This is a genomic window from Janibacter hoylei PVAS-1 (assembly GCF_004025845.1).
GTDB classification, from domain to species: domain Bacteria; phylum Actinomycetota; class Actinomycetes; order Actinomycetales; family Dermatophilaceae; genus Janibacter; species Janibacter hoylei.
The window spans coordinates 1-24015 of sequence record NZ_PIPF01000014.1 but is presented as its reverse complement, the minus strand read 5'-3'; the positions used below and the strand labels follow the sequence as shown (position 1 = coordinate 24015).

Annotated in this window: 24 protein-coding genes; 5 read left to right on the top strand and 19 right to left on the bottom strand. The window is 73.2% G+C overall.

Annotated elements, in window-relative coordinates:
- Positions 1–88: 88 nt before the first annotated feature.
- Both CWN80_RS14300 and CWN80_RS14295 read right to left on the bottom strand, forming a co-directional pair.
- Entirely contained in the window at positions 89–1324 is a 1236-nt protein-coding gene (locus tag CWN80_RS14300; protein ID WP_007928251.1) for an HNH endonuclease signature motif containing protein, read from the bottom strand.
- 12 nt (positions 1325–1336) lie between these two features.
- Positions 1337–1564, bottom strand: coding sequence for a hypothetical protein (locus CWN80_RS14295; protein ID WP_007928250.1), 228 nt, complete (start codon positions 1562–1564; stop codon positions 1337–1339).
- A gap of 46 nt (positions 1565–1610) precedes the next feature.
- Between CWN80_RS14295 and CWN80_RS14290 the strand changes: the two genes are divergently transcribed.
- Complete coding sequence (locus CWN80_RS14290) at positions 1611–1850, top strand: nuclear transport factor 2 family protein (protein ID WP_007928249.1); 240 nt, start codon at positions 1611–1613, stop codon at positions 1848–1850.
- 47 nt (positions 1851–1897) lie between these two features.
- Complete coding sequence (locus CWN80_RS14285; protein ID WP_007928248.1) at positions 1898–2932, top strand: LLM class flavin-dependent oxidoreductase; 1035 nt, start codon at positions 1898–1900, stop codon at positions 2930–2932.
- A gap of 4 nt (positions 2933–2936) precedes the next feature.
- Here the strand turns inward: CWN80_RS14285 and CWN80_RS14280 are convergent, their stop codons facing one another.
- Complete coding sequence (locus CWN80_RS14280) at positions 2937–4355, bottom strand: replication-associated recombination protein A (RefSeq protein WP_007928246.1); 1419 nt, start codon at positions 4353–4355, stop codon at positions 2937–2939.
- 18 nt (positions 4356–4373) lie between these two features.
- Here CWN80_RS14280 and CWN80_RS14275 point away from each other — a divergent pair, with 18 nt between their 5' ends.
- Genes CWN80_RS14275 through CWN80_RS14265 form a run of 3 tightly spaced genes read left to right on the top strand, consistent with a single transcriptional unit; the run spans position 4374 to position 7328 of the window.
- Positions 4374–5150 (top strand): GNAT family N-acetyltransferase, encoded by a 777-nt coding sequence (locus CWN80_RS14275; RefSeq protein ID WP_128277464.1) that lies wholly within the window; start codon positions 4374–4376, stop codon positions 5148–5150.
- The gene (locus CWN80_RS14270; protein WP_007928241.1) at positions 5150–6862 is read left to right on the top strand and encodes an FUSC family protein; all 1713 of its coding nucleotides are present in this window, start codon (positions 5150–5152) and stop codon (positions 6860–6862) included. The genes CWN80_RS14275 and CWN80_RS14270 overlap by 1 nt, the downstream gene beginning before the upstream one ends.
- 1 nt (position 6863) lies before the next feature.
- Positions 6864–7328: an NUDIX hydrolase gene (locus CWN80_RS14265; protein ID WP_007928240.1), complete on the top strand. Its 465-nt coding sequence runs from the start codon at positions 6864–6866 to the stop codon at positions 7326–7328.
- On the opposite strand, the gene CWN80_RS14260 is transcribed toward CWN80_RS14265, so the two are convergent.
- The 16 genes from CWN80_RS14260 to CWN80_RS14185 all read right to left on the bottom strand — a co-directional run bounded on the left by CWN80_RS14260 (position 7325) and on the right by CWN80_RS14185 (position 23737).
- Positions 7325–7963: an HAD family hydrolase gene (locus CWN80_RS14260; protein ID WP_007928239.1), complete on the bottom strand. Its 639-nt coding sequence runs from the start codon at positions 7961–7963 to the stop codon at positions 7325–7327. The genes CWN80_RS14265 and CWN80_RS14260 overlap by 4 nt on opposite strands.
- A 4-nt stretch (positions 7964–7967) precedes the next feature.
- Complete coding sequence (gene aspS, locus CWN80_RS14255) at positions 7968–9788, bottom strand: aspartate--tRNA ligase (protein WP_007928238.1); 1821 nt, start codon at positions 9786–9788, stop codon at positions 7968–7970.
- 79 nt (positions 9789–9867) lie between these two features.
- The gene (locus tag CWN80_RS14250) at positions 9868–10524 is read right to left on the bottom strand and encodes an NUDIX domain-containing protein (RefSeq protein WP_007928237.1); all 657 of its coding nucleotides are present in this window, start codon (positions 10522–10524) and stop codon (positions 9868–9870) included.
- Positions 10524–12269 (bottom strand): CTP synthase, encoded by a 1746-nt coding sequence (locus tag CWN80_RS14245; RefSeq protein ID WP_051988017.1) that lies wholly within the window; start codon positions 12267–12269, stop codon positions 10524–10526. The genes CWN80_RS14250 and CWN80_RS14245 overlap by 1 nt, the downstream gene beginning before the upstream one ends.
- Positions 12270–12280: 11 nt before the next feature.
- Positions 12281–13318 (bottom strand): glycosyltransferase family 4 protein, encoded by a 1038-nt coding sequence (locus tag CWN80_RS14240; RefSeq protein WP_128277463.1) that lies wholly within the window; start codon positions 13316–13318, stop codon positions 12281–12283.
- Positions 13315–14928, bottom strand: a complete 1614-nt coding sequence (gene murJ / locus CWN80_RS14235; protein WP_157986937.1) for a murein biosynthesis integral membrane protein MurJ — start codon at positions 14926–14928, stop codon at positions 13315–13317. Before murJ ends, CWN80_RS14240 begins: the two co-directional genes overlap by 4 nt.
- On the bottom strand, positions 14925–15722 hold the full coding sequence (locus CWN80_RS14230) for a hypothetical protein (protein ID WP_007928227.1): 798 nt from the start codon (positions 15720–15722) through the stop codon (positions 14925–14927). The genes murJ and CWN80_RS14230 overlap by 4 nt, the downstream gene beginning before the upstream one ends.
- Positions 15719–16696 (bottom strand): copper transporter, encoded by a 978-nt coding sequence (locus CWN80_RS14225; protein ID WP_007928226.1) that lies wholly within the window; start codon positions 16694–16696, stop codon positions 15719–15721. Before CWN80_RS14225 ends, CWN80_RS14230 begins: the two co-directional genes overlap by 4 nt.
- Positions 16693–17877, bottom strand: a complete 1185-nt coding sequence (gene steA, locus CWN80_RS14220) for a putative cytokinetic ring protein SteA (protein ID WP_007928224.1) — start codon at positions 17875–17877, stop codon at positions 16693–16695. The genes CWN80_RS14225 and steA overlap by 4 nt, the downstream gene beginning before the upstream one ends.
- A gap of 31 nt (positions 17878–17908) precedes the next feature.
- The gene (recN, locus tag CWN80_RS14215) at positions 17909–19639 is read right to left on the bottom strand and encodes a DNA repair protein RecN (RefSeq protein ID WP_007928222.1); all 1731 of its coding nucleotides are present in this window, start codon (positions 19637–19639) and stop codon (positions 17909–17911) included.
- Between the two features lies 1 nt (position 19640).
- Complete coding sequence (locus CWN80_RS14210) at positions 19641–20555, bottom strand: NAD kinase (RefSeq protein WP_007928220.1); 915 nt, start codon at positions 20553–20555, stop codon at positions 19641–19643.
- Positions 20552–21358 carry a TlyA family RNA methyltransferase gene (locus tag CWN80_RS14205; RefSeq protein ID WP_007928218.1) on the bottom strand — a complete coding sequence of 269 codons (807 nt, stop codon included), beginning with the start codon at positions 21356–21358 and terminating at the stop codon, positions 20552–20554. The genes CWN80_RS14210 and CWN80_RS14205 overlap by 4 nt, the downstream gene beginning before the upstream one ends.
- Before the next feature lie 4 nt (positions 21359–21362).
- Positions 21363–21548, bottom strand: a complete 186-nt coding sequence (locus CWN80_RS14200) for a hypothetical protein (RefSeq protein WP_007928216.1) — start codon at positions 21546–21548, stop codon at positions 21363–21365.
- Positions 21541–21987, bottom strand: a complete 447-nt coding sequence (locus tag CWN80_RS15580; RefSeq protein WP_007928214.1) for a hypothetical protein — start codon at positions 21985–21987, stop codon at positions 21541–21543. Before CWN80_RS15580 ends, CWN80_RS14200 begins: the two co-directional genes overlap by 8 nt.
- Before the next feature lie 29 nt (positions 21988–22016).
- Entirely contained in the window at positions 22017–23000 is a 984-nt protein-coding gene (locus tag CWN80_RS14190; RefSeq protein WP_007928213.1) for an HAD-IIA family hydrolase, read from the bottom strand.
- Positions 22997–23737, bottom strand: coding sequence for a tetratricopeptide repeat protein (locus CWN80_RS14185; protein ID WP_007928212.1), 741 nt, complete (start codon positions 23735–23737; stop codon positions 22997–22999). Before CWN80_RS14185 ends, CWN80_RS14190 begins: the two co-directional genes overlap by 4 nt.
- Positions 23738–24015: the final 278 nt, after the last annotated feature.

Here is a 24015-nt window from a genome sequence, read left to right as displayed (position 1 = left end):
TTACCCACCGGTCGGTGCCCGGCCTCAGCACAGCGCGGTGTCGACGGGGCCCACTTGGCCCGAGGGCACCCGGCCCGCCTGACGCCGGTCACCCGGTGTCGAGCAGCTCGATGGTTGCGTCGGGTCTGAGCACATCGACACGGCGTCGTCGCCGGGCCGTCCTGTCGCGGCACGGGAGCATCGACAGCAACCTGGCCTCCGCGGTGGAAGGGTCCGGCAGGGAAGGCTTCGGCAGGCGCTCGAGGACCGGCGGCACGGGACTGCCGTAGCGGTGCCCCGTCGGGGTCAGGGTGACGACCTCGGGCGCGTTGCACGCGGCCGAGCTCGCGCCGCCTGCGCGCGCTTCGACGGTTGCGGAACGCCACCCGGGTCGCGCCTTGGTGAGGTTGTGGCGCGCGCACAGCCCCTGGCCGTTGTGCGCGGTCGTCGCACCTCCGAGGGCCACCGCCACGACGTGGTCGTCGTGCCGGATCGGGGCATCGCAGAAGGGGAAGCGGCACACCCCGTCGCGCACGCGCAGCAGCCGCCGCAGCGAGGCCGGGAAGGAACGCCGATGCGGGTCGGTGGCGACGACGCGGTCCACGTCGTCGGTGAAGATGCGCCGCAGCCAGGCGCGACCCGACACCTCGCCGTCACCCGCGCCGCCGTCACCCGCACCGCCATCTCCCGCGCCGTCGACCCCGAGGACGAGGTCACGGGCCAGCCCGGCCGGGAGTGGACCGTGCCCGGGCAGCGCGGCCGGCAGGTCGTCGAGGCCGAGCAGGCTGCCGGGCGACATGACGAGCTGCACCTCGACCGGCACCGCATCGGCGGCCGCCTGCCCGGTCAGGCGCTCGACGAAGAGGTCGGCCATGAGCTGCCCGAGGCCACGGTCGTCCCCGGCAGCCTTGGCCGCCTCGGCATCGCACCTCAGGGCGGCCCACGCCGCCACCCCCTGCTCGACGGGCAGCAGCCCGGAGACCGCGGCCATCGTGTCGGGCTGCGGACGGATCGTCACCCGCCGGTCCACCGTGGCCCGCGCGCGACGACGGGCCGTGGCTCGGGAGTCGATCGCCAGGGCCATCGCCCGGGCTGCCCGCTCGATCTGCCGCGGTGTCATGGTCGCCAGCCGGTCGGCGAGCTCGGCGTCGACTCGCCGTCGGTCGTCGGGATCCAGGACCGCCGTCTCCTTGGCCAGGAGGGTCGCGCCCCACTCGCACACCGTCCCCACGGTGAGGTGCGCCAAGGTGCAGGGCAGCTCGTCGACGAGCGCGCGGGCCAGACCGAGATGTCGGGAGCCGAGGGTCGCGCTCTCACGGCGCGCCAGGCCGATCTCGTCCCCCAACCCGCGGGCCCGCTACGCGGCGGGCATCCCGGCATCCATCTCGCGCGCCAAACGACCCTCACGCAGGGCTGCGGTGACCCTGGCCTGGGCGGCCGCGGCGGCGGACTTCAGCCGCTCCAGCGCTGCGATCTCGTCGATCGCCTCCGCCTCGTCGACCGGACCGCCGAGCTCCCGCAGACGCTCGATCATCCCCGTGACGCCGGTGGCGTCGAGGGTGTCGAGGGGTGCGGTGAGGTCCATGACGGAACACTACGGGCGAGCACCGACAACGTTCCTTCGCTGATCCGTGGCCGACCCGGGGTTCGACCGGATGTTCGTCGAGGACCTCGTCGGGTCAGCCGACCGGGCCGTGGCTCGCTGCCACGTCACGGGCACCGCGAAGGGAGCGCCCGTCCCCTTCGAGGTGGCCGGCTTCATCACCGCTCGGGACGGTCTGGTCGGGAAGCTCACCGAGGTCTGGGCGGACGTCGGGGCCACCGGCCAGAGGGGACGCGCCCGGACTGACGAAGAAGGTCACGGGGGTTGAGAAGATGCATCGACATCACCCGGGCCATGACGTGCTGGGATGGAGTCATGGATCTCCAGCTCGGTCTCGACACCTTCGGCGACATCGCCCTCGGCCCCGACGGGCAGCCACTGCCCGCCGCCACCGTCATCCGCGAGGTCCTCGCGGAGGGTCAGCTCGCCGACTCCCTCGGCATCGACGTCTTCGGGGTCGGCGAGCACCACCGCCCCGACTACGCCGTCTCCGCACCCGACACCCTCCTCGCCGGCCTGGCGACGACGACCGAGAGGATCCGCCTGGGCACGTCGGTCACCGTGCTGAGCTCCGACGACCCGATCCGGGTCTTCGAGCGCTTCTCGACCGTCGACGCCCTCTCCCACGGGCGCGCCGAGATCACCGTCGGGCGCGGCTCCTTCGTCGAGTCCTTCCCGCTCTTCGGCCTCGACCTGCAGGACTACGAGGTCCTCTTCTCCGACAAGCTCGACCTCCTCGCGCACGTGCTGCGCGAGGGGCCGGTCCGCTGGCAGGGCAGCACCCGCCCGCCGGTCGAGGTCGACCGGATCATGCCGCCGACCGCGTCCGGTCACCTGCCGACGTGGGTGGGGGTGGGCGGCACGCCCGCGTCGGTCGTGCGCGCGGCCCGCTACGGCATGCCGATCGTCATCGCGATCATCGGTGGGGCGACGGCTCAGTTCGCCCCGCTCGCCGACCTCTACCGTCGCGCCTGCGAGGAGGCCGGCCACCCGGGCCTTCCGGTCGCAGTCCACTCCCCCGGCCACGTCGGCGAGACGGACGAGCAGGCGGCGCAGGAGTACCTGCCGTACTTCGTCGAGCAGATGCACAAGCTCGGCGCCGAGCGCGGCTGGCCGCCCATGACCGAGGCGCAGGCCCGTCAGCAGCTCACCCCGGAGGGTGCGGTCTACTGCGGCTCCCCCGAGACCGTGGCGCGCAAGATCGCGACGACGCTGCGCACGCTGGGCGCGACCCGCTTCCAGCTCAAGTACAGCAACGGCCGCCTGCCCCACAACCTGCGGATGTCCTCGATCCGACTCTACGGCGAGCAGGTCGTCCCGCGGGTCCGTGAGCTCATGGGCGAGGCCTGACTCCTCAGCCCTTGCCGCGCAGCCGCCCCCGCAACCACGCCCACCTCTCCTGCAGCCGCGCCTCGAAGCCGCGATCGGTCGGCCGGTAGTACGACCGGTCGGCCAGTTCGGCGTGCAGATCGTCGGGCAGGTACTGCTGGGCGGCGACCCCATCGGGCTGGTCGTGCGCGTAGACGTAGCCCTCGACCTTCGCACCGCCGACGGCCCCCTTCGCCCGGTCGGACGCCTGCGTGTAGCCGGACCCGCGCAGGTGCGGCGGGACCGCCTGGACCTTGCCGGCGCGCACGTCGGCCACCGCCTCGTTGATCCCGGTGTAGGCCGCATTGGACTTCGGCGCGAGCGTGTTGTGGACGACCGCCTGGGCGAGGATGATCCGCGCCTCCGGCATGCCGATCTGGGCGACGGCGTGCATCGCCGCGACCGCGGTCTGCAGCGCGGTCGGGTCGCCCATGCCGACGTCCTCCGAGGCCGAGATGACGATCCGTCGGGCGATGAAGCGCGGGTCCTCCCCCGCCTCGAGCTGGCGGGCGAGGTAGTGCAGAGCGGCGTCGACGTCCGACCCGCGCATCGACTTGATGAAGGCCGAGGCGACGTCGTAGTGCTGGTCACCGGTGCGGTCGTAGCGCACCGCCGCCCGCGCCACCGCCTGCTCGACGTGCGCGAGGGTGAGCGGGATCCCCTCCTCCGGCACCTCACGACCGAAGGGGACGTCATCGCTCGCCACCCCCGCCGCCGCCTCGAGCGAGGTGAGGGCACGACGCGCGTCACCGCCGGCGATCGCGACCAGGTGCTCCCGGGCGTCGTCGGCGAGGTCGTAGCCGTCGGCCAGCCCGCGCTCGTCGACCAGGGCTGCATCGAGCACCTCGCCGACCTGCTCGCGGGTGAGCGACTCGAGCGTCACGAGGATCGAGCGGGAGAGCAGCGGCGCGATGACCGAAAAGCTCGGGTTCTCCGTCGTCGCCGCGACGAGCACGACCTCACGATTTTCGACGCCGGGGAGCAGTGCGTCCTGCTGCGCCTTGCTGAAGCGGTGGATCTCGTCGAGGAAGAGGACCGTCTGCCGGCCGTACATCGACCGGTTGGTCGCGGCCCGCTCCATCACCGCCCGGACGTCCTTGACCCCTGCGGTCACCGCCGACAGCTGGACGAAGTCCCGGTCCGCGGCCGTCGCGACGAGGTGCGCCAAGGTCGTCTTGCCGGTGCCGGGCGGGCCCCAGATGATCGCCGACATGGGCCCGGCGACGGCATTGGCGCTGCCCTCCACGAGCCGTCGCAGCGGCGACCCGGGGCGCAGCACCTCGCCCTGGCCGCGCACCTCGTCGAGGGTGCGCGGGCGCATCCGCACGGCCAGCGGCGCGTTGAGGTCGGCGCCGGTGGGTTCCGTGTCGTCCTGGGCGGAGGCGAAGAGATCGTCGGGAACCACAGGTGGCACGCTATCCCGGTGAGCAGACACCCCGCCCTGACGACCCCCACCGAGGTCCCGATGGACCGGCTGCTCCCCTTCACCGCCGACGACCCGGCCGTGCGGGCCGAGGCCACCCCGAGCGTGGAGCAGGCCGCCCTCGGGCTGCGCCGTGACGGCCGCTGGGCCGTCGCCTTCGTGCGCCCCACCCACACGCACGGCATCTCCCTCATGCTCCGCGGGGACGATGCCCTCCTCCGCGAGCTGGTGGGCTCCGCCCCCTTCGTCGCGTGGTCGGGGCAGGCGCGGGCGAAGGGAGCACGGGCCGTCACCCTGCCGCGAACGGCCGAGGACCTCGGCCTCATCGTCGCCACGCCCTCGCGATGGGAGTTCATGTCGACGACCGAGGTCATCCCCGTGGTCGCGCCCCGCGGCCTCGTCGAGCTGCCCCTCGCCGACCGTGACGAGGTGCAGGCCCTGCTCGACGAGCACAACCCCGGCACCGACGGGCAGCCCTTCGCCCGCCCGGGGCAGCGGTGGGTCGGGGTGCGCGACGACGCCGGCGCGCTGCTGGCGGTCGGCTGCTGCGAGCCGGAGTCCTCAGGTGCACCCGTCCTGGCCGGCATCACCGTCGTCCCGGCCGCGCGCGGGCTCGGTCTCGGCCGGGCCGTGACCGCCGACCTGACGCGGGTCGCGGTGGCCGAGCACGGGTGGTGCACGCTCGGCATGTACTCGCACAACGCCCGGGCGCGCGGGGTCTACCGTTCTCTGGGATACGTCGTGCAGGCAGAGTGGAGCAGCGGGAGGTTGGCCTGATGTCCGGTGTGGTCAGCGAGTACCTGCATCCGCTCGTCCGCTGGAACCCAGGACCGCAGCGCCGCTGGATCGCCGGGCGTGCGGCGGTGGCCGTCGCCCTGCCGCTCATCGGTTTCACCGTGGCCGGTCACCCGCAGCAGGCCTTCCTCGCCGGCATGGGCGTCTTCGCCGTGCTCTACGGCGCCTCGGCCCCGGTCCGCCGTCGCTTCGTCATCACGCCCCTCGCGGGGCTGGGACTGCTGGCCTCGATGGCCCTGGGGATCGCTCTCGCCGGTCACGCCTCCCTCGCGATCATCGCGATGGCGCTCGCCGCCACGGTCGCCGCGATGCTCACCTACACGCTCCAGATCGGCCCACCCGGGGGCTTCTTCTTCGCCCTCGTGTGCGGCATCGGCAACCTCGCGGCCACCGGTGGCACCCCGGCCACGACCCTCCTCGGCATCGCGGGCATCGGTGTCCTGTCCGCGATCCTCGTGGGCACCTCCGACTTCTGGCTCCGGGCCCACGGCGTCGAGGACGCCGCGGTGACCCACGCCGAGCACGTCGTCGGCACCTACCTCGACGAAGGCGACCCGGCCAGGGTCCCCGCTGCTCGCCGCGCCGCGGCCCGGGCACTCAACGACGCCTGGACCGCGGTGACCGACGGCGGCTCCGACGACCGCTTCGGGGGCCGGCTGCAGCGCGTGCACAGTCGCTACGCCAGCGCCGTCTCCCGAGCCGTCGACGGCCCCGACGCCGAGGTGACCGCCGAGCTCGCCCTGCACGAGGCGGCCAGGGTCCGCCAGGTCTCCCTCGGTCGCCCCCGCGCCGCGTGGTCGATGCGGCAGGCCCTGCGCTGGCCCAGCGAGGACCTCCTCGTCGCCGCTCGGGTCGCCGCCGCGACCCTCGTCGCCGGCGGCGTCGCCCTGGCCCTGGACAACGCCCACGCCTACTGGGCGGCGGCTTTCGCGGTGCTCATCGTCCACACCGGCGGCACCCGATCGGTGCAGTTCCACCGAGCCTTCCAGCGCACGGTCGGCACCGCGGCGGGGCTCGTCGTCTTCGCCCTCCTGCTGCGGATCGACCCCACGCACTGGTGGATCATCGCGATCATCATCGGCTTCCAGTTCGTCGTCGAGCTGCTCATCACGCGCAACTACGCGCTCGCCGTCATCTTCCTCACCCCGCTGGCCCTGCTCATCTCGGAGTCGGTGACCGGCATGGACCCCGACACGATCGTCTTCGACCGAGCCGTCGACACCCTCATCGGCGTCGGTGCGGCCGTTGTCGTGCTCGTCGTCTCCAGCCGTCTCGGCCGGCCGGAGCTGCTGCTGCGCGCCCACGCCCGCCGCGTGGTGCTCGCCCTCGACGACGTGCTCGCCGACCTCGCGGAGCGTCGCACCCGCACCGACGAGGGCATGGCCGCGCACCTGGACCACTGCAGGCAGCTCTACGTCGAGCTCCTCGAGTCCGACCGGGTGGCTGCCCGGGCCCACGCCGACGCGCCCGTGGCCGTCGCCCCGTACCGGCGGATGGAGCAGTCGCTCGCGGCGATCGGGTACCAGGTGCTCGGCGCGACGTGGAACCCCCGCGTCCGGGGCCAGAGCGAGCTCATGGCGCGCGCCCGCGAGGAGCTCTCCGGCCTCACGGTCCACCCGGTGACGCGCCACCGCTCTGCCGACGAGATCACCGCCGACCTGCGCCGGGTCCAGACGATCCTCGACGAGGCCTGACGTGCCGCGCACGAGCGCTGGGCTGCTCCCCTTCGTCCGTGGGGAGTCGGGCGTGCGCGTGTGGCTGGGCCACATGGGCGGCCCGCTGTGGGCCCGCCGGCCCCGCGGCTGGACGATCGTCAAGGGTGAGGTCGAGCCCGACGAGGACCTGCTCGCTGCGGCGGAGCGCGAGTTCGCCGAGGAGACCGGCGCTCCCGCGCCCACCGGTCCGCGGCTGCCGCTCGGGCAGGTCCGCCAGTCCGGTGGCAAGGTCGTCCACGCATGGGCGATCGAGGTGACGAAGGGGGCCGACGTGACCCTCGTCGAGAGCAACAGCTTCGAGATGGAGTGGCCACCGAGGTCCGGTCGGCGCCAGTCCTTCCCGGAGCTCGACCGTGCCGAGTGGCACGACGTCGACGCCGCCCGCGAGCTCGTCGTCGCCGCACAGACGGCCTTCCTCGACCGCCTCCCCGCCCCCGCGCCCTAAGGGGACAGGGACAGGTCGGCCAGCCCCGGGACGAGCGGCGTCAGGTCGGCGACGAGGCCCGCCGCACCGGACGCCGGGTCATGGAGCACCGCCCGGATCCCCACAGAGCGCGCCGACTCGACATTGGCCGGCACGTCGTCGACGAACCCGACCCGATCCCCCGACAACCCGAGGTCGTCGAGGACCCGCTCGAAGAAGATCCGGTCCGGCTTCATCGCGCCGATCTCGCTCGAGTAGTACGAGCCGTCGACGAGGTCGTCGTAGCCGCGGACCTCACGCATGTGCTGCACACGGTGGTCCTGCTGGTTGGTCGCGAGCATGCAGGGCACGCCGAGGTCGCGCACGGCCGTGAGCACAGCGATCGCCTCGGGGTCGAGGTCGAACTGCTCCCAGATCGCGAGCAGGTCCTCGACCGAGATCGGCACGTGGTCGGACTGCTCCTGCTCCAACCGCAGCAGCTCCTCGAGCACCTCACGCAGCGGCCGCTCGCCCCGCAGGGCCGGCAGCTCGGCCTCGAAGACCCGCCGGGCGAAGCCCGGCCGGACCGCACCGTCGAGCCGGGACCGCCAGTCGAAGCGCCCGTGCTGCAGGACGCCGTCGCAGTCCCACAGGAGCACCTCGACCGGCCGGCTCATCGGATCAGGCTCCTGCCCGGTCGCCGGCCGCGGCCTCGGCGTCCTCGTCACGCTTGGGCGTGGCGTCGATCCCCGCCTCCTTGCGCTGCTCCGGGGTGATCGGCGCGGGCGCGTCGGTCAGCGGGTCGTAGCCGCCGCCTGACTTGGGGAAGGCGATGACGTCGCGGATGGAGTCGGCACCGAGCAGGAGCATGCAGATGCGGTCCCAGCCGAAGGCGATGCCGCCGTGCGGCGGGGCGCCGTACTTGAAGGCCTCGAGGAGGAAGCCGAACTTCTCCTGCGCGGACTCCTCGTCCAGGCCCATGACCTTGAAGACGCGCTCCTGCACGTCCTTGCGGTGGATACGGATCGACCCGCCGCCGATCTCGTTGCCGTTGCAGACCATGTCGTAGGCATAGGCGAGGGCCGGCCCCGGGTCGGTGTCGAAGGAGTCAAGGAACTCCTCCTTCGGGCTGGTGAAGGCGTGGTGGACCGCGGTCCACGCCCCGGCACCGACTGCGACGTCACCGGCGGCGACAGCGTCGCCGGCCGGCTCGAAGAGCGGCGCGTCGACGACCCAGACGAAGGACCAGGCGCTCTCGTCGATGAGGTCGCAGCGCTGCGCGATCTCCTGCCGGGCGGCACCGAGCAGGGCGCGAGCGGCCTTGGGCTTGTCGGCCGCGAAGAAGATGCAGTCGCCGGGGGCCGCTCCGACGTGGGCGGCCAGGCCGACCTTCTCCTCGTCGGAGATGTTCTTGGCGACCGGGCCACCGAGCTCGCCCTCCTCACCGACGGTGACATAGGCCAAGCCCTTGGCGCCGCGCTGCTTGGCCCACTCCTGCCAGGCATCGAACTGGCGACGCGGCTGCGACGCGCCACCGGGCATGACGACCGCGCCGACGTAGTCGTTCTTGAAGACGCGGAAGGGCGTGTTGGCGAAGTACTCGGTGCAGTCGACGAGCTCGACCCCGAAGCGCAGGTCCGGCTTGTCCGAGCCGTAGCGCTCCATGGCCTCGGCATAGGTCATCCGCGGGAAGGGAGTGGGCAGGTCGACACCGATCGTCGCCCAGACCGCCTTGGCAATCGCCTCGCCGAGCTCGATGACGTCGTCCTGCTCGACGAAGGACATCTCGATGTCGAGCTGGGTGAACTCCGGCTGCCGGTCGGCGCGGAAGTCCTCGTCGCGGTAGCACCGGGCGATCTGGTAATAGCGCTCCATGCCGGCGACCATGAGCAGCTGCTTGAACAGCTGCGGGCTCTGCGGCAGGGCGTACCACTCCCCCGGCGCCAGCCGCGCGGGCACGAGGAAGTCACGGGCGCCCTCGGGCGTGGAGCGGGTGAGCGTCGGCGTCTCGATCTCGACGAAGTCGCGCTCGGCGAGGACCGAGCGGGCCGCGGCGTTGACCTTGCTGCGCAGGCGCAGACCGGCACCGGCACTCGTGGCGCCCGGGCGGCGCAGGTCGAGGTAGCGGTGCTTGAGGCGGGCCTCCTCGCCGACGCTCACGCGCTCGTCGATCTGGAAGGGCAGCGGCGCGGCCTCGGAGAGCACCTCGATGGAGCTGGCGACGACGTCGATCTCACCGGTGGCGACGTTGGGGTTGACGTCCTTGGGGTCGCGCGGGGTCACCTCGCCGACGACCTTGATGACGTACTCGTTGCGCAGGTCGTGCGCGGCACCGGTCAGCACCTCGTCGCGGGCGACGACCTGGGCGACGCCCGACGCGTCCCGCAGGTCGAGGAAGGCCACGCCACCGTGATCGCGCCGACGACCCACCCATCCGGTGAGGGTGACGGTCTGGCCGGAGTGCTCGGCACGCAGGGTGCCGGCTTCGTGGGTGCGGAGCACGGGGTGTTCTTCCTTCGTCCATCGGGGCGCCCGACGATCTGCGGGCGGCTCCATCCTACGAAGACGTGTCGGCTCACCGCTAACGGGTTGTGTGGCCTGCCCGGTGTGCCGGGTGCTCGGGCCAGGCAGAGTCCGACGGACGAAGGGAGACCCACTCGCCCTCTCGTGCGGCCCGCGCGGCGAGCGCCGCGATGATGAGCGTCGAGTTGTGCAGGTCGCCGGCGAGGACGGCGGCGGCGATCTCGTCGAGGGGCACCCGTCGGTACTCGATGTGCGCCTCCTCGCCGTCCCGCTCGTGCCGCTCGGCCTCGGGCACGGGGTGGAGCCCGCGGGCGAGGTAGATGCGGATCGCCTCGTTCATCCCGCCGGGCGAGGTGAAGTAGTCGGTGAGCACCCACCAGTCGTCGGCGGTGAGGTCGGCCTCCTCGAGGAGCTCCCGCTGGGCGCCGACGAGGGGGTCCTCACCCTCGACGTCGAGCAGCCCGGCCGGGATCTCCCACTCGTGGGCCCCCACGGGGTGGCGGTACTGCCGGATGAGCAGCGCGCGGTCCTCGTCGTCGAGGGCGAGGACGGCGACGGCGCCCGGGTGGTCGACGACCTCGCGCACGAGGGTCTCCCCCTCGAGCTCGAAGATGTCGCGACGCACGTCCCACACCGCGCCCTCGAAGACCACCTCGCTGGAGGTCACCGAGCGGATGAGCAGCTCGTCGCGCAGCGGCGCCGCCTCGTCGGACATCAGGCCTCGACGTCCGCGGTCGCCGGCTCGGCCGCCTGACCGGTGGTCGGCTCGACCGACTGCTGCGGCGGGTCGACCTCGACGAGGCGCGAGTCGCGCTGCGCCTGGACCGCGGCACCGATGAGCCCGGCGAAGAGCGGGTGGGCCTTGTCCGGGCGCGACTTGAACTCGGGGTGCGCCTGGGTCGAGACGTAGTAGGGGTGCACCTCGCGCGGGAGCTCGACGAACTCGACGAGCCCGAGCTGCGGGTGCGTCCCGCTCACGACGAGGCCGGCCTGCTCGAGCTGGTCGCGGTAGGTGTTGTTGACCTCGTAGCGGTGGCGGTGCCGCTCGGTGACCTGGGTGGAGCCGTAGGCGGTCGCGGCGACCGAGCCCTCACGCAGGTCGGCCGGGTAGGAGCCCAGGCGCATCGTCCCGCCGAGGTCACCGGCACCGTCGACGAAGGACTTCTGCTCCTCCATCGTGGCGATGACCGGCGCGCTCGACGCCGGGTCGAACTCCGTGGAGCTGGCCCCCTCGATGCCGGCGACATTGCGCGCGTACTCGATGACCATGCACTGCAGGCCCAGGCAGATGCCGAGCGTGGGCACCTGCTGCTCGCGCGCCCAGCGCAGCGCACCGAGCTTGCCCTCGATGCCCCGCACGCCGAAGCCGCCCGGCACGAGCACCGCGTCGACCCCGCCGAGCGCCTTGCTCGCCCCGGCCGGCGTCTCGCAGTCGTCGGAGGGCACCCAGCGGATGCGCACCTTAGCGTCGTTGTGGAAGCCACCCGCGCGCAGGGCCTCGGTGACCGAGAGGTAGGCGTCGGGCAGGTCGATGTACTTGCCGACGAGCGCGACCTCGATCTCGTGGCGCGGCTGGTGGACCCGGCGCAGCAGGGTGTCCCAGCTCCCCCAGTCGACGTCGGTGAAGTTGAGGCCGAGACGGCGGATGACGAAGGTGTCGAGGTGCTCGCGGTGCAGCACCTTGGGGATGTCGTAGATGCTCGGGGCGTCGACGCACGCGGCCACGCCGTCCTTGTCGACGTCGCACGACATCGAGATCTTGCGCTTGATGTCGGCGGGGATCTCGCGGTCGGCGCGCAGCACGAGCGCGTCCGGCTGGATGCCGACCTGACGCAGCGCGGCGACGGAGTGCTGGGTCGGCTTGGTCTTCATCTCGCCGCTCGGCGCGATGTAGGGCACGAGCGAGACGTGCAGGAAGAAGCAGTTGTCGCGACCGAGCTCGTGACGCACCTGCCGGGCGGCCTCGAGGAAGGGCAGGGACTCGATGTCGCCGACGGTGCCACCGATCTCGGTGATGATCACGTCGGGCGCGGCGGCGTCGTCGACGCCGGGGCTGCCGGCGGCGGGTGCACGCATCCGCGAGGTGATCTCGTTGGTGATGTGCGGGATGACCTGGACGGTGTCGCCGAGGTACTCGCCCTTGCGCTCTCGCGCGATGACCCGGCTGTAGACCTGCCCGGTCGTGACATTGGCGGAGCCGTCGTGGTTGGTGTCGAGGAAGCGCTCGTAGTGCCCGATGTCGAGGTCGGTCTCGGCGCCGTCCTCGGTGACGAAGACCTCACCGTGCTGGAAGGGGTTCATCGTCCCCGGGTCCACGTTGAGGTAGGGGTCCAGCTTTTGCATCGTGACCTTCAGGCCACGTGCCCGCAGGAGATGTCCGAGGCTCGACGCCGTCAGGCCCTTGCCGAGTGAGGAGACGACTCCTCCGGTCACGAAGATGTGTTTCGTCAGTGCCACCACGGGGTTCCAATCTACGTCACGTCGGACAGTGCTCGGTACCTGAGGGTCCACCGAGTTGCGCTCTCCTCGAGCCCGTCCCACGTCGCAGCCCGTTGCCGGGCCCGCGCGGCCGCCGCCGCTGCCCGGTCCGGGTGCTCGAGCGTGGCGGTGACGGCCCGCGCGAGGGGCCCGACGACGAGGTCGTCGTCGCCTTCGACGAGCAGGCCGACACCGTCGACGAGATCGGGCAGGCCCCCGACGCGTCGGGCGACGACGGGTGTCCCGGCGGCCATCGCCTCCTGGACGACGAGCGCTCGGGCCTCCCACTCGCTCGGCACGACGAGGGCGTCTGCGGCGAGCAGCCAGGGTGAGACGTCGCGGACCTCCCCGAGCCGGTGCAGCTCTCCTCCGGCTGGCAGCGCCTCCTGCCCCGGGCCGAGCAGCGCCCACTGGCCGGGGGCTCCCTCCGCGGCCGCCTGCAGCACGGCGATGCCCTTCTGCGGGGCGACGCGGGCGATGGTGAGGACCAGGGGCACGTCCGGCTCGAGACCGTGGTGGCGCATCAGGTCGGTCCGGTGGTCGGCGCGCCAGCCTTCACGGTCCGTGGCGAGCAGCGCCGGCACCCGTGGCGAGGGCACCTCGGCCAGCTCGGCCCGGCGGGCACCCATGGCCAGGGCGTCGGAGACGAGGTCGCTGCTCGCACCCGTGACGAGGTCGGCTCGGCGCATCACTGCCTGCGCGACCGTCTGCCCGACGAGGCGTCGCGGCGAGGCCCCGGAGCCGCGCACGGGGTTGTGGAGGCTGATCACGGTGGGTGGACCACCCAGCACCGTCGCGGCGACGAGGCCGGCACGGAAGCCGTGGGCGTGGACGACGTCGGCGCCGCGCGCGTGTCGGCGCACCTCTCCCACGGTCAGTGGGGCCGTGCCCGGCAGGTCGAACCGGGCCCGGGTCCCGGGGTCGGTCGCCACGTGCACGTCGTGGCCGACCGCCGCGAGGGAGCGGGCGAGGTCGGCGACGTGGGTGCCGATGCCGCCGGCGGCGGTGGCCAGGCAGAGCAGGACCCTCATCGGCTCCTCCGTCCCGCGAGGCGGGCCATCCCGGGCGCCCGTCGACGAAGGGAGGGATCGCCTGCCGCACCGACGGCGAGGGTGGCACCCGCGAGGCCCACGGCGGCCAGGGCACCGCTGAGTGCGGCCGCCGGGGTGGAGGTCGGCCAGTGGTCGGCCGCGAGCACGTGCCCCGCAGCCGCGACGACGAGGACACCGATGGCGAGCACGAGCGAGGTCGTGAGCCGCTGGAGGGCCTGGCGCCCCCAGTCGTGCCGCACCCGCACGACCAGTCCCGCGCCTGCTGCCCACATGCCGAGGCTCGAGGCCGCGCCGAGGACGACGAGGGTCCGCTCTGGGCCGGCGCCGGGCTCGAGCAGGAGCACCGGCAGGCCGGCGGCGACGAGCCAGCCGACGGCCATGACGGCACCGGCGGTCAGGGCCCGCCCGCGGGCGTAGAGCGCTCGCAGGGCCACCGCGGAGAGTCCGAAGCCCACGAGTCCCGGGGCCATGGCGACCACCGCGGCCGGCATGCTCGTCAGCGCCGTCGAGCCGCCGTCACGATCGATGGCGGAGAAGACCGTGCCGATGGGCTCGGCCGCGAGGACGAGCGCCCCGGCTGCCGCGCCCGAGAGGACGACGACGGCGCGCAGCGCAGCGGCCAGGGTGCCGGTCGCCCCGTCGGAAGGGTCCCCGTCGGCCGCCGCGGCCAGCACGGGGAAGACTGCGGTCGCCACGGGCACGGCGAGCACGGCGTAGGGCAGCAGGTACAGGGCCTGGACGTAGTTCTGCACCACGAGCGTGCCGTCCCCTCCGATGCGGTTGGCCACGGCGAGCGTGACGAGCACGGCGACCTGCTGGGCCACGAGGGCGACGACGCCGGCCCCGGCGAGCTGACGCGCCCGGTGGGCGCTCTCCGGGGTGAGCTGCCACCGCGGGCGCAGTCGGATGCCGGCACGCAGCGCCACGACGAGGAGCGGCAGCGACAGTGCCACCACGCCGAGGGTCGTCCCACCGCCGAGGAGCAGCAGCTCGCCGGTCGTCACCTCCGCGGGTGAGGTGCCGGGCGGTACGAGCAGCGCCCACGCGAGATAGGTCGCGATGACGACGATGCTGGAGAGCAGCGGGGCGAGCGCCGCCGCGAGGAAGCGCCGGTGCGCCTGCAGGATCCCCGAGACGACGATGCCGAGACCGTAGAGGAGCACTTGGGGGGCGAAGAGCAGCAGCAGCCGCGTGCCGAGGTCGACGGCCCCGTCGACCTCGAGGTCCCCAAGCAGCGCCCGGCTGATGAGTGGCGCGCCGAGCCCGATGACGAGGGTGAGCGGGAGGAGCACGGCGAGTGCCCGGGTCAGCAGCGCGGAGGCCACGTCGTCGGCGCTCTCGCGATCAGCGCCCGCTCCCTCGACCGTCGCGATCCGGTGGGCGACGAGCGGCACGACGACGGCCGCGAGGATCCCTCCGGCAGCGATCTCGTAGACGATGTTGGGCACGGTGTTGACCGTCTGGTAGACGGTCCCGACCCCGGTGGCCCCGACCGCCCAGGCGAAGACGAGCCACCTGAGGAAGCCGACGACGCGGGCCGCCGCGGTCACGACGGCGACGGTGCCGGCGTCCCGGGCGACCCGGCTCACCGCGGCCTCCCCCAGGCGTCGAGCTCGCGCAGGCCGGGGGTCGACTCGATGACCCGGGTGAAGCTGACCCGCTCCGACGCGAGGGTCAGCCCCGTGACGGTCGCGGCGGCCACGAGCCGCCCTCGCGGGCCGAGACCGCGCACCGCGGCCAGGCCGAGGAGCCCGCCGAGGGCGTTGGCACCGCAGTCTCCGAGCATCGACTCGCCGGCGAGGTCCTCCGGCAGCACGGCGGCCGCCCCCACGAGGGCCGAGGCCATGGATCGGGAGCGCCCGGGCGCGAGCAGGGCGAGTCCGGCCGCGGTCGTGACCTTGAGGGCACGACCGGGGCGCAGGTCGAGCAGGTTGACGAGGTTGGCACTCCCCGCGACGAGTACCGCGTCGACGGCCGGCATCGTCCACGCGTCCGCTGGCCGCCGCTCCAGCAGGGCCGCGGCGACGCCGGTGGCCCCGATCCCGCCGATCTTGAGCGCACCGGTCGTCACCCGGCCGCGCCGCAGGGCGGTCAGGTGTCCGCGCAGCCCCTTGGTGCCGGTGTCACCGACGAGGTCGTCGAGCGCACCGAGCAGGCCCGGGACGACCAGGACCAGCACCGCGGAGGGAGTGGGCCGGGGTCCGACGAGCACTCCGGCGACAGCGGCCGAGACGGCCGTGGGTCCCTCGAGCAGGGTGACCTCACGGCCCGCGTGGTTGGTGCGCGCCCAGCGTGCCCGGGTGCGTCGCCCCAGCAGCTGCCACCCGCTCGTGAGCGCCCGTGCGGCGACCACCGTGGTCGTCGCGGCCGCGATGTGCCTCACGACGTGGCCGGGAGCGGCCCGTCGACGCTCTGGCCGAGCCCGTAGTGCCCCGAGGCGCCCTCGCGCTGCTCGACGAGGGCGAGCACGATGGCCGCCCGGCCCATGGGGACGGCGGGGACGTCCACGGTCGAGACGCCCTCGGCCATGGAGCCGCGGGTCCTGGCCATGGTGACCGGGGAGGCGTCACCGGTGCCGGTGGATGCCTCTGCGGAGGCGAGCACGGTGCCGTCCGCACGGACCTCGATGAGGTGGGCGAGGGCGACCCAGGCACCTGCGGTCCGCTCGGCGGCCCGGTCGACGGTGTCCCCCTCAGCGGCGTCGGTCGCGGGGACCGGTCCGCCGATGACGACGACGAGGTCCGCTGCCCGCGGCGTGTCGTCTGGTCCGTCCACGAGGTCCGCCTCGGTGAGCCGCGTCCACGCCTTGTCGCGGGCCGCGTCCGTCACGGTCCCACTCCCCCGCTGGTCCGTGGCCGTGAGCACGGTGGCGAGCGCTTGGTCGATCTGCTGGGCGCCGTCGGGCACCGCGGGCTCGACCCCGAGGTCGTCCAGCGCGGCCTCGCCGACCTCGGTGCGTTCGCTCGTCGCCGCGTCGTCGTCACGCGCCCAGTCGGCCGAGACCTCGACGCTCGGGCCGACGCTCGCGCCGGCCTGCTCGAGCGTGGTGCGCACCGCGTCGACGTCGTCGTCGACGGCCTCGGGCAGGGAGACCACGGTGACGCGGCGGTCGGTCAGCTCGCCGGAGACGACCGCCTGCAGGGTCTGCTCGTCGTAGGCGTCGCGGCCCTCGATCTGGCGCCGCTGGTCGGCGTTCTCGGCCCGCAGCTGCTCCTTGTCCTGGCGCAGCTTGGTGACCTCTCCGGACAGGGTGCTGCCGATGTTGTCGTTGAGGGGCCCGGCACCGAGAACGATCCCGATCGACAGCGCGATGAGCACAGCCGCCAGGGAGACGAGGTGGTACCTGAAGTCGATCACGTGAGGAGTCCTTCGACGAAGGCCCAGAGGTCGTCCCAACGAGCCCCGAGCAGTTGCAGTGTGGCCTGTCCGGTCGGCGTCGCCCAGAGGGCGACGAAGAGCGAGAGCAGGCAGACGATGCCGAGGCCGACGAGGGACCACGACGAGATCCGGGTGCGGTAGAGGCGGCTGACCCCCTTCGCGTCGATGAGCTTGCTCCCCACCCGCAGCCGGGTGAGGAAGGTGCTCGACATGCCGGCCCGCCCCTTGTCGAGGAACTCGACGAGCGTCGCGTGGGTCCCGACGGCGACGATGAGCGTGGCTCCCTTGTCGTCGGCGAGCAGCATCGCGATGTCCTCGCTCGTGCCCATGGCGGGGAAGAGCACCGGCGTCACGCCGAGCGACTCCACCCGGGTGACCCCGGGCGATTTGCCGTCACGGTAGGCGTGCACGACGACCTCCGCACCGCTGTTGAGGACGGCGTCGGAGACGGAGTCCATGTCGCCGACGATGAGGTCGGGCCGGTGCCCGGCCTCGACGAGCGCGTCGGCCCCGCCGTCGACGCCGATGAGGACCGGCTTGTACTCGCGGATGTAGTGGCGAAGGGCGGCCAGGTCCTCCTTGTAGTGGTACCCCCGCACGACGATGAGCACGTGACGCTCGTAGAGGTCGGTCGCGATCTTCGGGACACCGACACCGTCGAAGAGCAGGTCCCGCTCCTGGTTGATGTACTCCATCGTGTTGGCCGCGAAGGCCTCGAGCTGGTCGCTCAGCCCGGCCCGGGCGGCCTCCATGGCCGGCGTGAGGCTGGCGTCCTCCCAGAGCCGGCCGGTGATGCTCTCCCCGCGCTCGAGGTGCAGGGTGTCCCCGTCGAGACCGGCGCGGGCCCCGTCCTTGAGCCGGGACATGATCGTCTCGTCCTCGATGTCGAGCAGCGGGATCCCGGCGTCGATGAGGATCCTCGGGCCGACGTTGGGGTAGCGACCGCTGATGGACCGGCCCGCGTTGACGACGGCGAGCGGGCGGCACGCGACGAGCGCCTCGCCGCTCACCCGGTCGATGTCCGTGTGGTCGATGACGGCGATGTCGCCGGGCCGCAGACGCTTCGTGAGGTCCTTCGTGCGTCGGTCGACCTTCACGGGACCGTGGAGTCCGGGGAGTACCGGCTCACGGGACGCGTCGCGGGTCAGTCGAAGGGCCATCCGGTGCATCGTCCCATGAAGCGCCGCGGATTCATCGCCGACACTGCTCGAGCAGCTCTTCAGCGTGCCGCAGACCGACGCTCGAGTCGTCTCCACCCATCATCCGGGAGAGCTCGGAGAGGCGCTCCCGGCCCTCGACGACCCGCACCCCGCTCGACGTCACCTGGTCACCGTGGGCCTTGTGGACGACGAGGTGACGGTCGGCGTGCGCCGCCACCTGGGCCAGGTGGGTCACGACGATGACCTGGCTCGTCCGAGCCAGCGCGGCCAGCCGCGCACCCACGTCCAGCGCGGCCCGTCCGCCGACCCCGGCGTCGACCTCGTCGAAGACGAAGGTGGGGACCTGGCTGCGTCCCGACCCCGCCGTCGCCACCTCGATGGCGAGCATGATCCGGCTGAGCTCTCCCCCGGAGGCCGCCTTGGCGACCGAGCGCGCGGGCGTACCCCGGTTAGCGGCCACCCGCACCTCGACGGTGTCGGCGCCCTCGGGGGACACGCGCAGGGTCTCGCCGCTGGGACCGGGCATCTCGAGCCCGCCCTCGGCGCGGGGCTCGACGACGATCTCGACCCGGGCCTTGGCCATGCCGAGGTGGCCGAGCTCCTGCTCGACCGCTGCGGACAGCCGCTCAGCGGCTTCGGTCCGCGCGTGGGTGAGCGCGACGACCCGCTCGGCCAGCAGCGCGGCCGAGGCAGCGACCTGCTCGGTCAGCTCCTCGATGCGCTCGTCGGCTCCCTGCAGGCGCAGCAGCCGCTGGCGGGACTCGTCGCGGTGGGCGAGCACGGCGCTGATGTCGTCCCCGTAGCGTCGGGTCAGCTCCCGCAGGGCTGCGATGCGGGACTGGACCCCGGCCAGGCGCGTCGGGTCCGCCTCGACGTCGGCCGCGTAGGCCGACAGGTCGGTGGCCAGGTCGGCGGCGAGCACCCCGACCTCCCCGAGACGCCGCTGGACGTCGGCGAGCTCCGGATCGTGCTCGGCGATCCGGCCGATCTCGTCCGCGGCCCGGGCGATCCGGCCGACGACGTCGTCACCGGCGAAGCTGTCCGGGTCGGACAGCAGTCGGTGCGCGGAGTCCGCGCCGGTGCGCAGCTCCTCCGCGTGGCCCAGGCGCTGCGCCTCGGCGGCCAGCTCGACGTCCTCGCCCGCGGCCGGGTCGACCTCGTCGATCTGCTCGAGCTGGTGGGTGAGCAGCTCGACCTCGCGCAGGCGGGTGCGCTCGCCCTCGACGAGCTCGTCGAGCTCCCCCTTCGCGTCCTGCCATGCCGCGAAGGCCTCCCGCACCTGCTCGGCGGGGCCGGCCACGGCATCACCGCCGAAGACGTCGAGCAGGGCCCGGTGCTGCGCCGGGCGCCGCAGGCGCCACTGGTCCGCCTGTCCGTGGACGGCGACGAGGCCCTCGCCGAGGTCGGTCAGCACGCCGACGGGGGCCCGGCGGCCGCCGACGTGGGCGCGGGAACGCCCGACGGCAGAGACCGTGCGGCTGAGCAGCAGCTCGGGCTCGTCGGCGACGCCCCCGGCCTCCTCGGCGGTCCGTCGCGCGGGGTGGTCCGCGTCGAGCTCGAGCTCGGCCTCGACGACGGCCTCGTCGCTCCCCGAGCGCACGAGACCGGCGTCGGCCCGCCCTCCGAGCACGAGACCGAGCCCCGTGACGACCATCGTCTTGCCCGCTCCCGTCTCACCGGTGACGACCGTCAGGCCGGGGTCGAGCGTCAGCGTCGCGTCCTCGATGACGCCGAGGTCGCGGATGTGCAGCTCGCGCAGCATGTCAGCCGCCCTGGCGGGAGCGGCCGCGCCACCCGTGGACGGAGAGGTCGAACTTCGCGACGAGTCGGTCGGTGAAGGGTGAACGGCTGAGCCGGGCGAGCCGGACCGGCTGGGCCGAGCGGCTCACCTCGATCCGCGCGCCGGGGGGCAGGTCGACCGCGCGGCGCCCGTCGCACCACAGGACCCCGTAACCCTCGGTACCGGGCACGAGGTCGACCGCGAGGTCCGAGGTCGGCGCGACGACCAGCGGCCGGGCGAAGAGCGCGTGGGCGCTGATCGGGACGACGAGCATCGCCTCGACCCCGGGCCAGACGACCGGTCCGCCGGCCGAGAAGGCATAGGCCGTCGAGCCGGTCGGGGTGGCCATGACGACCCCGTCGCAGCCCCACGTCGACAGGGGGCGGCCGTCGATCTCGACCGTGAGCACGAGCATCCGCTCGCGCGAGGCCTTTTCGACCGTGACCTCGTTGAGCGCCCAGCTGCGAGCGATCTCCCGCCCGTCGAGGGTCGCGACGACGTCGAGCGCCATCCGCTCCTCGACGTCGTAGGCCCGCTCGACGATGTGGTCGACCGTGGCCTCGACGTCCTCGCGCTCGGCCTCGGCCAGGAAGCCGACGTGCCCGAGGTTGACCCCGAGCACCGGCACGTTGGCGCTGCGGGCCGTCTCGGCCCCGCGCAGGATGGTGCCGTCACCGCCGAGCACGACGACGAGCTCGACGTCGGCGGCCGGGTCGTCGCCGTCGTGGACGACGACGACGGGGTGGCGGCCCAGCGTGGTGTCCGCGAGCTCGCCCGCCGGCAGGCGCACCTCGATCCCGGCCTCGGTCAGGCGGTCGGCCACGCCGATCGCGACCTCCAGCGCTTCGGGTCGTCCGGGGTGCGCGAGCAGCAGCACCCGACGTCGGGTCGCGCTCATCGTGCCTCCTCCTGGGCCAGGTCCTCGGCGATCACCTGCTGAGCCTGCCACGTCAGCCCGACACCGCTCCGGCGGGTCAGGTGCACCAGGTACTCGTGGTTGCCCTCTCCCCCGCGCAGGGGGCTACGAGCCAGTCCCAGCACAGCGAAGCCGGCCTCGGCGGCCCCGGCAAGCACCCCTTCGATCGCCTCTCGTCGCGCTGTGGGGTCGGTGACGACCCCGCGACGGCCGAGCCCGTGCCGGCCCACCTCGAACTGCGGCTTGATGAGCAGCACCGCCTCTCCCTCGTCCGTGAGCAGCCCGTGGATCTCCGGCAGCACGAGTCGAAGGGAGATGAAGCTCAGGTCCCCGACGGCCAGCTCGACGCGCCCGCCGATGTCCTCGCTCGTCAGCCCGCGGATCGAGGTGCCGCTCAGGTCCCGCACCCGCGGGTCGGCCGCCAGCTGCGGGGCGAGCTGGTCGTGGCCGACGTCGAGCGCGATGACGTGCGCCGCCCCGTGCTCGAGCAGCACCTGGGTGAAGCCCCCGGTGCACGCGCCGATGTCGATGCAGCGGCGCCCGGCCACGACCGCGTCGAAGCTCTCCAGCGCGCCGAGGAGCTTGGCGGCGGCTCGACCGACCCAGTGGTCGCCGTCGGAGGTGACGCGCAGGTCCGCACCGACGCAGATGCGCGCCGAGACCTTCGTCGCGGGCACGCCGTCGACCGTGACCTCCCCGGCCTCCACGAGTTGACGTGCCCGGCTGCGGCTGCGCGCCAGACCTCGCTCCACCAGGGCCTGGTCGAGCCTCGACGTCTCGGTCACGCGATCAGGACCCGAGGTCCGACAGCCGTGAGGTCAAGGTCGCGTGGACGGCCTCGCCCGCCGCCAGCACGGCATCGAGGTCTGCGGTGTCGACGGCGTCGAGGTCGGTGAGTGCGGAGTCGACGACCAGGTCCCCCGTCTCCGGGGCCGGCGTCACCTCAGAGGTCGTGTCGGTCTGGTCCTCAGGCACCGGGGTCCACCTCCGGGGTCGCCGCGGTCTTCTTCACCGGCGCCTTCTTGGCCGAGGCCTTCTTGGCCGGAGTCTTCCGGGTGACAGTCTTCTTCGTCGCCGTCTTCGTGGGCGCCTTCTTCGTCGCGGTCTTCACGGGCGCCTTCTTCGCCACGATCTTCTTCGCCGGCACCTTCTTGGCTGCAGCCTTCTTCGACGGTGCCTTCGTGGCGGCGCCGGCGCCCCCTTCGTCTCGTGCTCGCAGCGTCGAGCTGAGCGCGTCGAGATCGGCTTGCTCCTCCTCGGGCCAGACCGACTCGACCGTCTCCCGGTCACTCGTCGGCGTCGTAGCCGTGGTGACGAGCAGGGTGTCGGCGAGGCGCACGACGTCCAGCGCACGGTCCAGGGTGGTCTCGGTGACCTTCAGTCCCAGGTGGATGAGTCCGCGTAGGGGGTCCACGTCACTCCTCGGGGTCGGGTGGCACCACGCTACCCGCTGCCGAGGAGCGTTCCCGCGGTGTCAGCACTGATGCGGCCGGCGTCGACCTCCTGCCAGAGCACGTCGAGTGCTGCTCGCACCGCGTCGAGGCCCTCCCCCTCGACGACGAGACCGCCGTCCCACGTCGCTCGCCCGGTGCCACGGATGCACCACGAACCGTCGCGCCGCGCCTCCGGGTACTCCTCGAGCAGACCCCGCAGGTCGGCGATGACGTGGGTGGGCCGCCTCTCCGGCGGAGCCGATGCGGCATCTCGCACCGAGTGCACTCCGGTCAGCACGAGGGCTGCGTCCATCCCCGTGGCGTGCGCACCCGCGATGTCGGTCTCGAGCCGGTCTCCCACGGCGAGCAGTCCGGCCGGCTCGACGCCCAGGCATCGCGCCGCCATGGAGTACATCGGCGGGTGGGGCTTGCCGATCACCTCGGGGTCGACCTCCACGGCGCGACGCACTGCAGCCACGAGCGCTCCGTTGCCCGGAGCCGGCCCACGCTCGGTGGGCAGGGTGGCGTCCTCGTTCGTCACGACCCACCGTGCGCCCGCGCGCACGGCGTGGGCGGCCTCGCCGAGGTCCGCAGCGGTCACCCCGGCTCCGTATCCCTGGAGCACGGCGACGACGGCGGTGCCGTCAGCGGGAACGGTCGGGAGCAGCCCGACCTCGTCCAGGGACTCCGCCACCCCAGGGCCGCCCACGGCCATGACAGCGCTCCCCGGCGGGAGCTGCTCGCCGAGCACCTGCGCGGCCGCCCGCGACGAGGTCAGCACGAGCTGGTCACGGACCTGCACCCCGAGAGACCGCAGTACCTCGCCCACCGCATGCGGACTGCGCGAGGCATTGTTCGTGGCAAAGACCACGGGCACGGGCAGGGCGTTGATCGCCTCGACCGCGTGCTCGATCACCGTGGGCCCGGCGACGACGACGCCGTCGAGATCACAGACCAGACCGTCGTAGCCGGAGATCAGGCCGAAGGGGGTCACGCCGACCCCGGCGCCTCGCCCTCACCCTCGGCGATGGCGACTTCTTCGAGGCGGACACCGTCGAGCTCCTCGACCCGCTCGATCGCGTCCGTCTCGCCGTCCTGGTCGGCCACTGCTGCCTTGGCAAACCAAGCCCGGGCATCGTCGTCGCGGCCGACCTCGAGGAGCGCGTCAGCGTACGCATACCAGACGCGGGCCGCCCAGGGCTTGTTGCCGACCTTGTCGACCTGACCCTGCAGTGCCAGCACGGCGGCCTGCGGCTGACCCATGTCACGACGGATCCCGGACCCGACGATGAGCAGCTCGACCTGCTCCTCCTGGCCCAGCTGGCGCGCCTCCGGCGACCCGAGGAGCTCGAGCGCCCGCGCCGGACGGCCCAGGCCACGCTCGCAGTCGACCATGAGGGGCAGCAGGTGCGACGAGCCGCTCAGGCGACGCACGGTCCGAAACTCGGTGAGAGCGCGCGCGAAGTCGCCCATCCGATAGGCCACGAAGCCCAAGGCCTCGCGAGCCGCCGGGACACGGCCCGCCCGTCGCACTGCGGTCTCGGCGTGCGCCAGGGCACCGTCCAGGTCCTCCGCCTCGAGGAGTGCAGCGACCATGACGAGGTGCTGGGCCACGCCCTCGGCGTTTTCCTTGCTCAGGGTTCGCAGCTGCTGACGGACGCTGCGGTCGATCTCGGCCCCGGTGACGTCCGGCGCGATCGCCGGCTCGGGCTTGCGCCCCTCCTTGGGCACCAGCCGAGAGCCTCCGCGGGTGTTGTCGTCACCGTTGCGGTTCGTCCCGCCGCGCTCCGGTCGAGGGGACCGGTCGTCACGGCCGCCCGCTGGCCGGCCGCCGCTGGGGCGACCACCCTGTGGGCGTCCGCCGGACGGTCGGCCACCACCGGAGGGGCGTCCACCGGGCCGACCGGGGCGTCCGCCGCCTCCGGGTCCACCACGACCACGATCCGGTCGGTTCGACCTCTCGTCCACGACCAACAACCTCTCTCGACCTGGGCCCCTGACAGGGCAAC